This window comes from Mesorhizobium sp. M4B.F.Ca.ET.214.01.1.1 (genome assembly GCF_004791545.1).
Classification (GTDB): domain Bacteria; phylum Pseudomonadota; class Alphaproteobacteria; order Rhizobiales; family Rhizobiaceae; genus Mesorhizobium; species Mesorhizobium abyssinicae.
Window position 1 is genome coordinate 1 of record NZ_SRUX01000012.1, and the last position, 13,774, is coordinate 13,774.

General features: G+C 63.4%; 15 protein-coding genes. 3 read left to right on the forward strand and 12 right to left on the reverse strand.

Translation table 11 applies throughout. The features are described from left to right. The 5 genes from EN857_RS22540 to eno all read right to left on the reverse strand — a co-directional run. Positions 1–989 (reverse strand): 2-oxo acid dehydrogenase subunit E2 (locus EN857_RS22540; protein ID WP_135859272.1); only part of this gene is annotated, 989 nt, incomplete at its 3' end. An 18-nt stretch (positions 990–1,007) separates the two neighbouring features. Continuing rightward, positions 1,008–2,393 carry a pyruvate dehydrogenase complex E1 component subunit beta gene (locus EN857_RS22545; protein WP_127393515.1) on the reverse strand — a complete coding sequence of 462 codons (1,386 nt, stop codon included), beginning with the start codon at positions 2,391–2,393 and terminating at the stop codon, positions 1,008–1,010. 15 nt (positions 2,394–2,408) lie between these two features. Then, complete coding sequence (pdhA, locus tag EN857_RS22550) at positions 2,409–3,449, reverse strand: pyruvate dehydrogenase (acetyl-transferring) E1 component subunit alpha (RefSeq protein ID WP_127286906.1); 1,041 nt, start codon at positions 3,447–3,449, stop codon at positions 2,409–2,411. 196 nt (positions 3,450–3,645) lie between these two features. Continuing rightward, positions 3,646–3,969 carry a septum formation initiator family protein gene (locus EN857_RS22555; protein WP_127286905.1) on the reverse strand — a complete coding sequence of 108 codons (324 nt, stop codon included), beginning with the start codon at positions 3,967–3,969 and terminating at the stop codon, positions 3,646–3,648. A gap of 156 nt (positions 3,970–4,125) precedes the next feature. Beyond that, positions 4,126–5,400: a phosphopyruvate hydratase gene (gene eno, locus EN857_RS22560; RefSeq protein ID WP_128346554.1), complete on the reverse strand. Its 1,275-nt coding sequence runs from the start codon at positions 5,398–5,400 to the stop codon at positions 4,126–4,128. Positions 5,401–5,599: 199 nt separating this feature from the next. On the opposite strand from eno, the gene EN857_RS36200 reads away from it, so the two are divergent. Then, on the forward strand, positions 5,600–5,722 hold the full coding sequence (locus EN857_RS36200; protein WP_274608485.1) for a hypothetical protein: 123 nt from the start codon (positions 5,600–5,602) through the stop codon (positions 5,720–5,722). Between the two features lie 71 nt (positions 5,723–5,793). Here EN857_RS36200 and EN857_RS22565 read toward each other — a convergent pair whose 3' ends face one another. The 4 genes from EN857_RS22565 to EN857_RS22580 all read right to left on the reverse strand — a co-directional run bounded on the left by EN857_RS22565 (position 5,794) and on the right by EN857_RS22580 (position 8,292). After that, a complete protein-coding gene (locus EN857_RS22565; protein ID WP_127286802.1) occupies positions 5,794–6,159 on the reverse strand; it encodes a PRC-barrel domain-containing protein in 366 nt (121 codons plus the stop codon). A 119-nt stretch (positions 6,160–6,278) separates the two neighbouring features. Continuing rightward, complete coding sequence (locus EN857_RS22570; protein ID WP_127286801.1) at positions 6,279–6,485, reverse strand: dodecin family protein; 207 nt, start codon at positions 6,483–6,485, stop codon at positions 6,279–6,281. Positions 6,486–6,571: 86 nt separating this feature from the next. Continuing rightward, entirely contained in the window at positions 6,572–7,417 is an 846-nt protein-coding gene (kdsA, locus tag EN857_RS22575; RefSeq protein WP_127393430.1) for a 3-deoxy-8-phosphooctulonate synthase, read from the reverse strand. Then, positions 7,414–8,292 carry a VOC family protein gene (locus EN857_RS22580; RefSeq protein ID WP_127393429.1) on the reverse strand — a complete coding sequence of 293 codons (879 nt, stop codon included), beginning with the start codon at positions 8,290–8,292 and terminating at the stop codon, positions 7,414–7,416. The genes kdsA and EN857_RS22580 overlap by 4 nt, the downstream gene beginning before the upstream one ends. A 455-nt stretch (positions 8,293–8,747) precedes the next feature. Here EN857_RS22580 and EN857_RS22585 point away from each other — a divergent pair, with 455 nt between their 5' ends. Beyond that, positions 8,748–9,713 (forward strand): glycosyltransferase family 2 protein, encoded by a 966-nt coding sequence (locus EN857_RS22585; protein ID WP_187331404.1) that lies wholly within the window; start codon positions 8,748–8,750, stop codon positions 9,711–9,713. Here EN857_RS22585 and EN857_RS22590 read toward each other — a convergent pair. Beyond that, positions 9,686–9,973: a Dabb family protein gene (locus EN857_RS22590; RefSeq protein WP_127311475.1), complete on the reverse strand. Its 288-nt coding sequence runs from the start codon at positions 9,971–9,973 to the stop codon at positions 9,686–9,688. The genes EN857_RS22585 and EN857_RS22590 overlap by 28 nt on opposite strands. Positions 9,974–10,065: 92 nt before the next feature. Beyond that, entirely contained in the window at positions 10,066–10,200 is a 135-nt protein-coding gene (locus EN857_RS36205; RefSeq protein WP_281015748.1) for a hypothetical protein, read from the reverse strand. Between the two features lie 250 nt (positions 10,201–10,450). On the opposite strand from EN857_RS36205, the gene EN857_RS22595 reads away from it, so the two are divergent. Then, the gene (locus EN857_RS22595; RefSeq protein WP_128346556.1) at positions 10,451–11,707 is read left to right on the forward strand and encodes a cyclopropane-fatty-acyl-phospholipid synthase family protein; all 1,257 of its coding nucleotides are present in this window, start codon (positions 10,451–10,453) and stop codon (positions 11,705–11,707) included. A 32-nt stretch (positions 11,708–11,739) separates the two neighbouring features. On the opposite strand, the gene EN857_RS22600 is transcribed toward EN857_RS22595, so the two are convergent. Next, complete coding sequence (locus tag EN857_RS22600; RefSeq protein ID WP_127394093.1) at positions 11,740–13,710, reverse strand: bifunctional 2',3'-cyclic-nucleotide 2'-phosphodiesterase/3'-nucleotidase; 1,971 nt, start codon at positions 13,708–13,710, stop codon at positions 11,740–11,742. Between the last annotated feature and the right edge of the window lie 64 nt (positions 13,711–13,774).

A 13,774-nucleotide genomic window follows, 5' to 3' on the forward strand; every position in this document is an offset into this window, starting at 1 on the left:
AGGCCGCCAGGGATCGACACGGCGACGCCGACATCGGCGTGCTTGTGCTTGACCATGGCGCTGTCGGTCCACGAGGCATTGGCATCCGGCACCGCCATCAGCGCCATCGCCATCGCCTTGATCACCATGTCGTTGACCGAGAGCTTGTAGGCGGGAACCTCGCCCTTCTCGGTCTTCTTCACCGGTGCCGCCGCATTGAGCTGCGTGCGCAGCGCCAACAGCGCGTCGAGCTCGCAGTCGAGCGTCAGGTAGAAATGCGGGATGGTTGACTTGGCCTCGACCAGGCGGCGCGCGATGGTCTTGCGCATATTGTCGTGCGGCACGAGTTCGTAGGAGCCGTCGGCAAACAGCTTCAGCACCTGGTCGTCCGACATCGCCTTCGGCGCTGCAGCCGGAGCTGCCGCCGGAGCACCGGCAGGCGCCTTGGCAGCGGGCGCGGCCTTCGCGCCGCCGCCGGCAATCGCCGCCTCGACATCAGCCTTGACGACACGGCCATGCGGCCCCGTTCCCGTGACATTAGCCACATCGACGCCGGCATCCTTGGCGATGCGGCGGGCAAGCGGCGAGGCGAAGGTGCGGTCGCCGCCAGCGTGGCCATTGGCGGCCGGAGCAGGCTCTGCCTTCGCCGGCGCGGGCGCCGCCGCGGCTGCCGGCTTCGGCGCTTCCGCCTTTGGCGCTTCGGCTTTCGGAGCCTCGGCCTTGGGCGCAGCATCGCCACCACCCTTTGCGGCAGCGCCGGCATCCTCGCCTTCGCCGGCCAGGATGGCTATCAGCGCGTTGACCTTGACGCCTTCGGTACCAGCCGGAACTACCAGCTTGGCGACCGTGCCTTCATCGACGGCTTCGACCTCCATCGTCGCCTTGTCGGTCTCGATCTCGGCGATCACGTCGCCCGGCGAAACCTTGTCGCCCTCTTTCACGAGCCACTTGGAAAGATTGCCTTCTTCCATCGTGGGCGAGAGTGCCGGCATGGTGATGTTGATTGGCATGTTTCCCTCCCGCCCGGCTCAGCGATACGTGACGGCTTTGACCGCCTCGACGACCTCGCCGACATTGGGCAATGCCAGCTTTTCGAGGTTGGCCGCGTAAGGCATCGGCACGTCCTTGCCGGCGATGGTGATGACCGGCGCATCGAGGAAGTCGAAAGCGCGCTGCGACACCTGGTTGGCGATATGGTCGCCGACCGAGCTCTGCGGGAAACCTTCCTCGACCACGACCAGGCGATTGGTCTTCTTGACCGAGGCGATGATGGTGTCGAAGTCGAGCGGACGGATGGACCTCAGATCGATGATTTCGGCGTCGATGCCCATGCCGCGCAACTCTGCTTCGGCCTTGACCGCGTAGGTCATGCCGATGCCGAAGGAGACGATGGTGACGTCCTTGCCCGGCTTATGAATGCGCGCCTTGCCGATCGGCAGCACGAAATCGTCGAGCTTCGGCACATCGAAGGACTGGCCGTAGAGAATTTCGTTCTCGAGGAAGATGACCGGGTTCGGATCGCGGATCGCGGCCTTGAGCAGGCCCTTGGCGTCGGCCGCCGTGTACGGCATCACCACCTTCAGCCCGGGAACATGGCTGTACCAGGCGGCGTAGCACTGCGAGTGCTGGGCGGCGACGCGGGCGGCGGCGCCGTTCGGTCCGCGAAAGACGATCGGTGCGCCCATCTGGCCGCCCGACATATAGAGCGTCTTGGCGGCCGAGTTGATAATCTGGTCGATCGCCTGCATGGCGAAGTTGAAGGTCATGAACTCGACGATCGGCTTCAGGCCAGCCATCGCGGCACCGACGCCGACGCCGGCAAAACCGTGCTCGGTGATCGGCGTGTCGACGACGCGGCGCGGTCCGAATTCCTGCAGCAGGCCTTGCGTGATCTTGTAAGCGCCCTGGTACTCGGCGACCTCCTCGCCCATGACAAAGACGTCGCCGTCGCGGCGCATTTCCTCGGCCATGGCGTCACGCAGCGCCTCGCGCACCGTGGTCGACACCATCTCGGTGCCGGCCGGAATGTCCGGATCGGCGGCGACTTCCGCTCTCGGCGCTGCGGCGACCGGTGCCGCGGCCTCGCTCTTGGCCGCAACAGACGCAGGTGCTGCCGCCTCAGGCCTGGCGGGCTCCTCGCCGATGCCTTCGCCGGCCTTGTCGACGTCCTCGCCGTCAACCGCGATCACGGCGATCACAGCGTTGACCTTGACGCCTTCGGTACCGGCGGGAACCACGATCTTGGCGAGCGTGCCCTCGTCGACGGCTTCGACTTCCATCGTCGCCTTGTCGGTCTCGATCTCGGCGATGACGTCACCGGCGACGATCTTGTCGCCCTCGTTCTTCAGCCATTTGGAAAGATTGCCCTCTTCCATCGTCGGCGAGAGAGCGGGCATGAGAATTTCGATCGGCATGTCCTTGCCCTCCCTTTACAGTACGATGTCGGTCCAGAGCTCGGACGGATCCGGCTCGGCGTCGTTCTGGGCAAATTCGGCGGCGTCGGCGACGATGTCGCGGACCTCCTTGTCGATGGCCTTGAGCTCGTCCTCGCTGGCCCATTTCTTGTCGAGCAGCCGCGCCCTGACCTGCTCGATCGGGTCATGCTCGGAGCGCATCTTCTGCACTTCTTCCTTGGAGCGGTACTTCGCCGGATCGGACATCGAATGGCCGCGATAGCGGTAGGTCTGCATCTCCAGGATCAGCGGGCCGTTGCCGGCGCGGCACCATTCGGTGGCGAGATCGGCGGCGGACTTCACCGCGCGCACGTCCATGCCGTCGACCTGGATGCCGGGGATCTTGAAGGATGCGCCGCGATGCGAGAAATCGGTCTCGGCCGAGGAGCGCGACACCGAGGTGCCCATGGCGTAGCGGTTGTTCTCGATGATGAAGATCACCGGCAGCTTCCACAGCGAGGCCATGTTGAAGCTTTCGTAGACCTGGCCCTGGTTGGCGGCGCCGTCGCCGAAATAGGTCAGCGAGACGTTCTTGTTCTCGCGATAGCGGTTGGCGAAGGCGAGACCGGTGCCGAGCGACACCTGCGCGCCGACGATGCCGTGGCCACCATAGAAATGCTTCTCCTTGGAGAACATGTGCATGGAGCCGCCCTTGCCCTTGGACAGGCCGCCCCGGCGCCCGGTGAGCTCCGCCATGACGCCGCGAGGCGACAGGTCCATCGCCAGCATGTGGCCGTGGTCGCGATAGGCGGTGATCATCTGGTCGCCTTCGATCAGCGCCATCTTCATGCCAGTGACGACAGCCTCCTGGCCGATATAGAGGTGGCAGAAGCCGCCGATGAAGCCCATGCCGTAGAGCTGGCCGGCCTTTTCCTCGAAGCGGCGGATGAGCAGCATGTGCCGGTAGGCGGCAAGCTCATCGTCCTTGGTGAAGTCGGCAGGCTTCGGGGCGGAGAGCCCTTGTGATTTACCGTCGTTTTTGGATTTGGCAGGCGCTTTTCTGGCGGCGGTGGCCATGCATCACTCCCTGTTGGCGTCTCTTCGCGGACATTTAGAGCAGGATGAAATCCGCTCCGAGGGAGATCGTCTCTCCCCACCGATTTATACGAGGCTAACACGCATAAAAGCATTGCGCCATGCCGAAAAATGCATGGCTGGCATGCGTCTAAGCAATTAAAATCATTGAAAATAAAGACGATTAACTGGAATTCAGTTATTTCGCTGGAGCCGGCAGCATGATGGTGATTTCGTCGGCATGCGAGAGATTGAGCGCCTTGCGCGCCTGTTCGTCAAGCATGTCCTTTTCCAGCGTGCCCTCGTGCATCAGCTGGACACGCCGCTCGAGATCGACCCGGCGCGCCTTGACGGCATCGAGCTGCCCCTGCAGTTCGACTGCCCGGGCTTCGAGCTGATATTTGGAATAGATGCCGAATTCGCCGTGATAGGCATGGAAGCCGAAATAGGCCAGGAACAGCACGCAGAGCGAGGGGACGATCAGCCGGCCGGTGTTTCGCTGCTTGTGCTGACGTGTCCACATGATCCAGATCCTCGTGGCCGCGAACCCGAACGGCCCAGGCTCTTTTTCGCTCCATTGTGCTTAATGGACGGTTACGGACGGGCGTACGCGAAGCCTCAAAACGAAAAAGGGCGGGGAACGCCCCGCCCTTCCTCGATATCCCGATTGGTTGCCGGATCAGCCCTTGACCACCGACTTGCCGGCGTAGCGGGCCTGCTTGCCGAGCTCTTCCTCGATGCGGATCAGCTGGTTGTACTTGGCCATGCGGTCGGAGCGCGACAGCGAGCCGGTCTTGATCTGTCCGCAATTGGTGGCGACGGCGAGATCGGCAATGGTCGAATCCTCGGTCTCGCCCGAACGGTGCGACATGACGGCGGTGTAGCCGGCCTTGTGCGCGGTCTCGACGGCGTCGAGCGTTTCGGTCAGCGAGCCGATCTGGTTGACCTTGACCAGGATCGAATTGGCGACGCCCATGCGGATGCCGTCGCGAAGCCTGGCCGTGTTGGTGACGAACAGATCGTCGCCGACCAGCTGTGTCTTCTTGCCGATGAGGTCGGTCAGGATCTTCCAGCCCTCCCAGTCGTCTTCGGCAAGGCCGTCCTCGATGGTGATGATCGGATAGTCGGATGCGAGCTTGGCGAGGTACTTGGCCTGCGCCTTCGGATCGCGAGTCTTCTTCTCACCCTCATAGACGTAGTTGCCGTCCTTGAAGAACTCGGTCGCGGCGCAGTCGAGGCCGAGAGCGACGTCCTCGCCCGGCTTGAAGCCGGCCTTCTCGATCGATTCCATGATGAAATCGAGCGCCGACGGCGCGCTCTTCAGGTTGGGAGCGAAGCCGCCCTCGTCACCGACATTGGTGTTGTGGCCGGCGTCCTTGAGCTTTTTGCGCAGCGTGTGGAAGATTTCCGAGCCCCAGCGCACGCCGTCGCGCAGCGTCGGCGCGCCGATCGGCAGGATCATGAATTCCTGGAAGTCGATCGGATTGTCGGCATGCGCGCCGCCATTGATGATGTTCATCATCGGCACCGGCAGCACATGCGCCTTGGCGCCACCGACATAGCGGTAGAGCGGCAGGCCGGCCGCTTCAGCCGCCGCCTTGGCGACCGCCAGCGACACGCCGAGGATGGCGTTGGCGCCGAGCCGGCTCTTGTTCGGCGTGCCGTCGAGCTCGATCATCGTCTGGTCGATATGGATCTGGTTCTCGGCCTCCATGCCGCCGATCGCCTCGAACAGCTCGCCGTTGACGGCCTCGACCGCCCGCAGCACGCCCTTGCCGAGATAGCGCGGGCCACCATCGCGCAGCTCGACCGCCTCATGCGCGCCGGTCGAGGCGCCTGACGGCACGGCGGCGCGGCCCATCGAGCCGTCTTCCAGCACCACGTCGACCTCGACGGTCGGATTTCCACGGCTGTCCAGGATTTCACGCCCGATTATGTCGACGATGGCGGTCATTGCAATGTCCCCGATTGATCGATTGAAGCGTCGCGCCCCTCTTAGCCAAAGTGCCGCAAAAGGCAATCGGGGCGCCCGCAAATATTGCCCGCCCGCCGATTCACGAAGCGCAAATTTCTGTCATCATAAGTCATGCGCGGCGCGCAACGTTCTGGTCTATGATTCTGCTTGCGCGGGGCGAAACAGGAGGAGTTTCGCCATGTCCCAGTTGAGCGGTATCGTGAGTTTGTTCCTGATCGCGGCTGCGTTCCTGACGTCGTGCGACAACCAGCAGCCCCAGCAGGGCGCCGCGCAACTGTCGACACTTCAAGCAGCGCAGTAGGATCTTGCAGAAGAAAGGCCCTCGCATGTGCGGGGGCCTTTTTTGATTCCGCTCCGGGCTGGCCGAACGCTTCAGTGCCAGTAGGGCTCGACCCGGTAGTAGCTGTACGACTCGTCGCGTGCCGCCTGGCCGTCGGCGCCCGCCAATTCGTTGATCGAATAGGCCGGCGCGGCCTGCAACTGCTCTTTGGAGAACGGCACGACATAGCCGCCCCTGTCCTCGTCATAGTCGAGGCTCGCCCACGGGATGGCGTGGTACTTCTCGCCAACGCCGAGGAATCCGCCAAAACCGATCACCGCGAACATGATGCCGTTCGAGGTCTTGTCGAGCATGATGTCTTCGACGCTGCCGATGCTCTTGCCTTCGGTGTTGTAGACCGATGTGCCGATGACGCGCGAGGCGGCAATGGCTTCGGTGTGCCCGGTCAGGGTGCTCATGGTGGAACTCCTCTCGATTGAATGCCTGCATGGACAATGAGAGGGGCGGACGAAGGTTCCCGACTTTGTTTTTAGGCAATTCCGGACGGAAAACCGCTACGCACTTTTCCTGAAATTGCTTAGTTGTCGGTGAGGATGAAGGTGACCTTCATGTTGACGCGGTAAGCGGCGATCTTGCCGCTCTCGACGACGATCTTCTGGTCCTGGATCCAGGCGCCCTCGACGTTCTTCAGGGTCTTTGCGGCGCGCGCGATGCCCTTTTCGATGGCATCCTGAAAGCTCTTCTTGGACGATGACGTGATCTCTGTGACGCGGGCGACGGACATGGCTTCCTCCTGCCAGGGCGCTCAGTTGCGGCAGGAGCCTACAGCCGGCGGTTGCCTGCGACAAGCCGATGGGACGCCGAGTCGGGTCAGCGTCCCTTGGCGATGCGATCGAATGCCATCAGCCGTTCCAGCAAGGCTGGCATGTCCTTCAAGGGCACCATGTTCGGGCCATCGGAAGAGGTCGAGTTGTCCGGATCCTGATGCGTCTCGATGAACACGCCGGCGACGCCGACCGCGACCGCGGCGCGCGCCAGCGTCGCGACAAAGCGACGTTCGCCGCCCGAAGAACCACCCTGCCCGCCAGGCTGCTGGACCGAATGCGTGGCATCGAAAATCACCGGCGCCCCGATCTCGGCCATGATCGGCAGCGCCCGCATGTCGGACACCAGCGTGTTGTAGCCGAAGGAGGCGCCACGCTCGGTGGTCAGCACATTGGCGTTGCCGGAACCGGTGATCTTGGCGACCACGTTCTTCATGTCCCAGGGGGCGAGGAACTGGCCTTTCTTCACGTTGATCACCTTGCCCGTCCTGGCCGCCGCGACCAGCATGTCGGTCTGGCGTGAAAGGAAGGCGGGGATCTGCAGGACATCGACATGCGGCGCGACGATCGCGCACTGCTCCTCGGTGTGGACGTCCGTCAGCACCGGAAGGGAAAACGTCTTCCGCAGATCGTCGAAGACCGGCAGCGCCGCTTCCAGCCCGGCGCCTCGCGTGGCCGACAGCGAGGTGCGGTTGGCCTTGTCGTAGCTGGTCTTGTAGACGAGCCCGATGCCGAGCCTGTCGGTGAGCTCCTTCAGCGCGCCGGCCATGTCGAAGGCGTGCTGGCGCGATTCCAGCTGGCAGGGGCCGGCGATCAGCGACAGCGGCGCGGCGTTCGAGAAGACGACGTTGCCGACGGTCACGGACGGATTGGGCGCCAGGGGTTTGTTCATTTTGTCTCCCGGAAGATGAAGGCGGCGCCCTGCCCGGGCGCCGGCCTGACGACAATATCATTGCCGCTCATGTGATGTGCGATGGCGTTGGCCGCAAGCAGGCGCGCTGCGATGGCGGCGCTGCGGACCGAGAAAACGATGGCGGCAAAGCGCAGATGCGGCGACGCTCCGGTCGGAAGGTTGCAGCGCGAGGCGAAGGCCGCCGGCTCCAGGACGGTCAGGGTTGCGTTCGGCAATTCGATCGCATCACCTTGCGCAGCTTGCTTGGTGGCAGCCGTCGAGAGCAGCCCGACCTGGCCAGAAGGCCTGTCGCTGACAGCGACGACTTCGATGATGCCTGTCACGCCGTTGGCATGGGCCTGCAATGCGGTACGGTCGATCTTCGGTCCATTGATGCGCTCACACGCGAAAAGGAAAGCCTCATCGGCATCCTTGCTGGCGCAGAAGGCCAGCTTGAAGGACGCCAGGTCGCTCTTGCCGCTCGTATCGGTGAAAGTGCGCGAAAAACTCAGCATCTCCCCCGCCGACATCCCGGCCCCGACGTAACGAACGTGGTCGGCATCGGCATCGCCGGTTCCGAGCACGACAGCGGAAAAGCCCTCGTCGCCGAGGTTCTGCCGGTAGAGACGATCGCGCGCGACGAACACGTTGCCTTCGCCTATCGCCAGGTCCGCGTCCTGGTCGTTGCCAACCGCCAGCGGCTCCAGATAGGTGCCATCGGCGAAAAAGACACAGCAGTTTTCGGTGCCGAACGGGTGGATGCCGGTCGGCGCGACGACGAAGCCGAGTGAAACCAGCCGCGCCCGCGCGGCATCGAGGCGCGCTGTCGGCAGCACCAGATGGTCGAGCGGATGAGCCTGCGTCGCTTTGGTCATGCCGGCGCGGTGTGCATCATTCCGGAAGTCGGTTCAAGGGGGCTCGGCCAACCGCCCGGCGGGCTTTGGCGGTCTCGATCTCGGCGGCGTGTCCTTGTCGTCGAACGAAGCCACCCTAACTTACAACCATGGGAAGAACTGTGTTCATCGCAATGACGATTGCGGCGATTGCAATTGTCGCCGCGCTGGTGCTGGTCGCGCCCAAGCGAGGCGGCGTCGACCCGGCCGAGACTTCGGCCGTTCAAACAGAGTAAGGCCGCCTGGCGCGCCTGCGTTTCTTGCGAATACAGCGGTATTGCTGATATACGAATTTCGCTTCAGTTTGATGTCTGGCAACGTTTCGTCACCGACCGTATGGGCTAACGGCTGATCGCGCATCGCAACATGGTCGACTTTCGCTGGGCGGCAAAGGCCGGCTTCTGCCGCACTCGACCCCTTACGCACGAGTTCCGCCGGTGACAGTCTCGCCGAATACCTTTCCAGTCGCGCAGGGAGCAGGCGTCACCCCCCGGCTCGCCGTCGTTATCCCGGCCAGGAACCGCCGCGGCAGCCTGCCCCGCACGCTGGCATCGGTCCTGTCCGATCCGCGGCCCGATATCGAACTGGTGGTCGTCGACGACGGCTCCGAGGACGATACCGAAGCCTATCTTGCTTCGCTCGCCGATCCGCGCCTGGCCTGGCGCCGTTTGCCGGTGCCCTCCGGCGCCAACCGGGCGCGCAACGAAGGCGCGGCGCTGACCAGCGCGCCGCTTATTGCGTTTCTCGATTCCGACGATGCCTTCTGTCCCGGGCGCATCGAACGGCTGATCGCCTTCTTCGATGCCAATCCGGATGTCGCCTGCACGATCGACGGTTTCAAGGACGTTGCCGACAGGCGCCAGCGCCTGCATCGATTGCCCGACCCGACGCCTGACGCGGAGCGACTGCGTCGGCTCCTGCTTTGCCACTGCGTGCCGCTGACCAATTCGACCGTAACAGTGCGCCGTTCCGCCTTCGCGTCGATCGGCGGCTACGATGACGGTTTGTACCGCCATCAGGACCGTGAGTTCCTGGTCAGGCTGGGACGGCAGCACCGCATCGCCTTCGGCAAGGCCGTCGACGTCCTCAAATACCGCGAAGCCAATTCGATGTCGCGCAGCCATGCCGGCTACATCGCCGGGCTGAGCGATTTCGTCGCCCGCTGCGAGGACTATCAGACGCCGGATTACGCCACGATCCTCAGCTACCTGACGCTGCGCGGCGTCCTGAAGGCTCTGGCGCAAGGCAGCTTCGGCGTGGCGCTGGCGGAAATCATGGCGTGGCGCGGGGCGAGCAACCTGCCCGGCGGCTTTCGCGTGGTGACTGGCTATTTCGCCGGGCGGCGGCAAAGGCGCCAGCTCGAACAGTCGCTCGCTCAGGCGGCCACGACGTCGGCCGAATAACGCAGTTCACGCAACGGTTTGACCCGGCTGGTCGTCTCGGCATAGAGCGGATGCGCCTTGTAGGCGGCGAGCGCGGCGTCATCCTCGAATTCGGCGTAGACGACGACGTCGATCGCGTTGGAGAACAGATCGACCTTGGTGTTGAGAGTAACTTCGAAATGCGTCGAATACGGGATCCTGCCCAATTCCAGCAGGCCCGATCGAACGGCCTCCACATCCTCCTTGCGTCGCACGCTGAAGAAAACGATGTGCCGGATCAATCCAGCCTCCCTGATCGTCAATTCAGGCGTGTTTTGTGGGAGCAAGGGCGCAGCGTCAACCGGCAACGATGTCGCGCCCGCCATGCGCGGCGTCAGACCGCGCCGGTGACGTAGCGCACGATACGCGATACCTCCCTGACCGTCGTGTCGAGGTAGCGGCCCTGGTTGTAGAGACCGTCCCAGATCAGGGCGAAGGTGATGGTGATGATGACGATGACATAACGCATGACTAAAGTTATCGCATGCGGGTGGCGGCAACCATAGAGATTCCAAGGGCCGAGGACATTCTCCTCTGGATTTGTTGGCTCCAGAACCGACTTCGCCTGCCTCTTGAAGTTGACCCTGATGCCGTGGAAGATTGTGTCGGGAACTCAACGGAAAATGTAGCCGCGGCTGCATTTGTGCCGGATGAATGAACCTCAAGAGGGGTGCGGGGTCGGCCATGTGTGCTGGCCTCCTGAAAGTCGGGGGCAGGAAATGGCTTTCAAGCAAGACTTGGGTGTTGCGCCCGGCGACGCGGTGCTGCTTGACGAATTGAACTTCGCCGAGATCGTCAAGGGCTTGCCGGCAAAGGCGCGCCTGGTGCTTTCGGCCGCCATGGGCCTGCCGCGCGGCTCGCTCAAGGTCCGGATGCCCGACGGCCGCGCCGTCCTCGTCGGCGGCAAGGCACCCGGCCCCGACGCCGAACTGGTGCTGAAGAATTGGCGCCTGCCGGGGCGCGCCTTTTCCGGCGGCACCATCGGCCTCGCGGAATCCTACATGGACGGCGATTGGGACAGCCCGGACGTCACCAGCTTCCTCGAACTGTTCGTGGTCAATTCAGCCCTCGGCGAGAAGGTCGCCGGCGGCGCCAACTGGCTCATCAACACCGTCCAGCGCATCCGCCATTGGTTCAACGAAAACACGCATACCGGATCGCGACGCAACATCTCGGCGCATTACGATCTCGGCAACGCCTTCTATGAGAAATGGCTGGATCCGAGCATGACCTATTCGTCGGCGCTGTATGCGACGGGCGCCAACGATCTCGAAAGCGCGCAGGCCGCCAAATATCGTGCACTGGCAAAAGATACCGGCATCGGCAGGAAGGACCATGTGCTGGAGATCGGCTGCGGCTGGGGCGGCTTTGCCGAATTCGCCGCGCGCGAGATCGGTTGCCGCGTCACCGGATTGACCATCAGCCGCGAGCAGCATGATTTCGCGAAAGCGCGTATCCAGAAAGCCGGGCTTGCCGAAAAGGTCGACATCAAGCTGCAGGATTATCGAGACGAGACAGGCACTTACGACCGGATCGCATCGATCGAGATGTTCGAGGCGGTCGGAGAGAAATACTGGCCGGTGTTCTTCGGCAAGATGAAGACCTGCCTGAAGCCCGGCGGCACGGCCGGCCTGCAGATCATCACCATCAACGAGGCCGCCTACGAGGCGTATCGCGCGCGCCCCGATTTCATCCAGCGCTATGTCTTCCCTGGCGGCATGCTGCCGACACCCTCGATCCTCAAGGCTCTCGGCAAGGATCACGGCCTCGCGCATCTGCGCGAGCGCGTCTTCCCGCAGGACTATGCCCGCACCCTCGCCGAGTGGCGCCAGCGTTTCTGGGGCTCGTGGGAAAAGATCGTCCCGCTCGGCTTCGACGATCGCTTCAAGAAGCTCTGGGAGTTCTATCTGCACTATTGCGAAGCCGGCTTCCGCGCCAGCTACATTGATGTCCGCCAGGTGGTCTACAAGGCCTGAGTGTCTGGCCGGCAGAGCCGGCCCGACCCGCGTCAGAGGAGGATGCGGTATCTGGCGAAGCCCGCATCGCCCTCACCCGCCGGCTCGATCTTCAGCGACCTCACGTCCGCGATGAAATCCTTTGCCCTCGGGCCGGTGTCGAACACCACGCTGGTTCCGGGCAGCGGCGCGAACGACCAGTTGTCGTCCGCCGACGGGTTGATCGTGCCCTCGCTGATGACGTAGCGCACGATCACGTCGCGGTTGGTGTCCGGTGCCTCGTAGATGATCTTGGAAGCGTTTATGTCCGGGAAATTGCCGCCGCCGCCGGCGCGGTAGTTGTTGGTCGCGACGACGAATTTCTGCGCGGGATCAATTGGTTTGCCGTCGAACATCAGATCGACGATGCGGCTGGAGGCATTCGCCGGCCCGCCCTTGGCATCGTATTTCGGCGGTTGCGAAAGGTCGATCTTGTAGGTGACGCCGTCGATCACGTCGAAATTGTAGGACGGGAAGTCGGTGTTGATGAGCGGCTGGTCGGCCTTGCCGGGCTCGATCCGGTTGAAGATGCCGGCCGACATCTCCAGCCATTCCTTGACCTGCGCGCCGGTGATTTCGACGGCTCGCACAGTGTTGGGATAGAGATAGAGGTCGGCGACGTTTTTGATGGCGATGTCGCCCACCGGGACGTCGGTGTAGTAGTCGGCGCCGCTGCGCCCGCCCGCCTTGAAGGGTGCGGCCGCCGACAAAAGCGGCACGTCCTTCCACTGCGTGCTCTTCAGTATGTCCTTCAGGTACCAGCTCTGCGCCTGGTTGACGATCTGCACCGACGGATCATCGGCCACCAGCGCGAAATAGGAATAGAGCGGCGCCGAGGTCTTGCCGACGGGACGGCGCACATAGGCGAGCGTCGCCTCATGGTCCTGCTCGAGCGCGGCGATGATGCGCCTGTCGTCGCCGACGGTCGCCTTGTTCTTGTTGTCGACCCGCTCGTAGATCGGCCGCGCCTCGGACGTCGCGGAAACCACCCGCCACTTCGAGCCGTCGCGCTCCAGAAGCAGATCGATTAGGCCCATATGCGAGCCCCAGAAGCCGCCCATCACCGCCGGCTTGCCTCGCAGCGTGCCCTTGCCGGTGTCTACGCCATCGAGCGCCTGGAAATCCTTCTTGCCGGGGAAGACGAGATGCTGATGACCGGTGAAGACGGCATCGATGCCCTCGACGCCGGCGACGAAGAAGGAGGCGTTCTCCATCATGTCGCCCTGCTTGATGTCGATGCCGGAATGCGAGAGCGCGATGACGATGTCGGCGCCCGCCTCCCTGATCTCAGGCACCCACGCCTTCGCCGCCTCGACGATGTCGCGCGTCTTCACGTTGCCTTCGAGGTTCTTCAGGTCCCAGACCATGATCTGCGGCGGCACGAAACCGATGATGCCGATCCTGATCGGCTGCTCGGCGCCCGACCCGTCCTTGATCTTCCTGTCGAGGATGACATAGGGCTTGAGGTAGAGCTTGTCGTCGCGCGGGTTGGCGGCAAGCGCGGTGCCGCGGATGAGATTCGCGCAGACGAAGGGGAAATTGGCGCCGGCCAGCACCTTGTCGAGGAACGACAGGCCGTAATTGAACTCGTGGTTGCCGAGCGTCGAGCACTCGTAGCCGAGCAGGTTCATGCCCTTCATGATCGGATGCAGGTCGCCGTCCTTCAGGCCCTTCTCGTAGGCGATGTAGTCGCCCATCGGGTTGCCCTGCAAAAGGTCGCCATTGTCGATCAGCATCGCATTGGTTGCCTCCTTGCGCACCGCGTCGATCAGCGAGGCGGTGCGGGACAGGCCCATCGTGTCGTTCGCCTTGTCGGCGTAGTAGTCATAGGGCAGCACGTTCACATGGATATCGGTCGTCTCCATGATCCTGAGATGTGCCTGGTTGGCCTCGGCTCGAGCGGAGAAAGGATGCAGCATGATCAGCGCCCCGGTGGCGGCGGCACCGGCCAGGAATTCGCGACGGGAGACGGGCAGTCGTGACATTGTTTTCTCCTCTTCGACAACGCGACACCCCTGCCAGCGAGCGCGGAGCTTGCCGGTGAAAGAC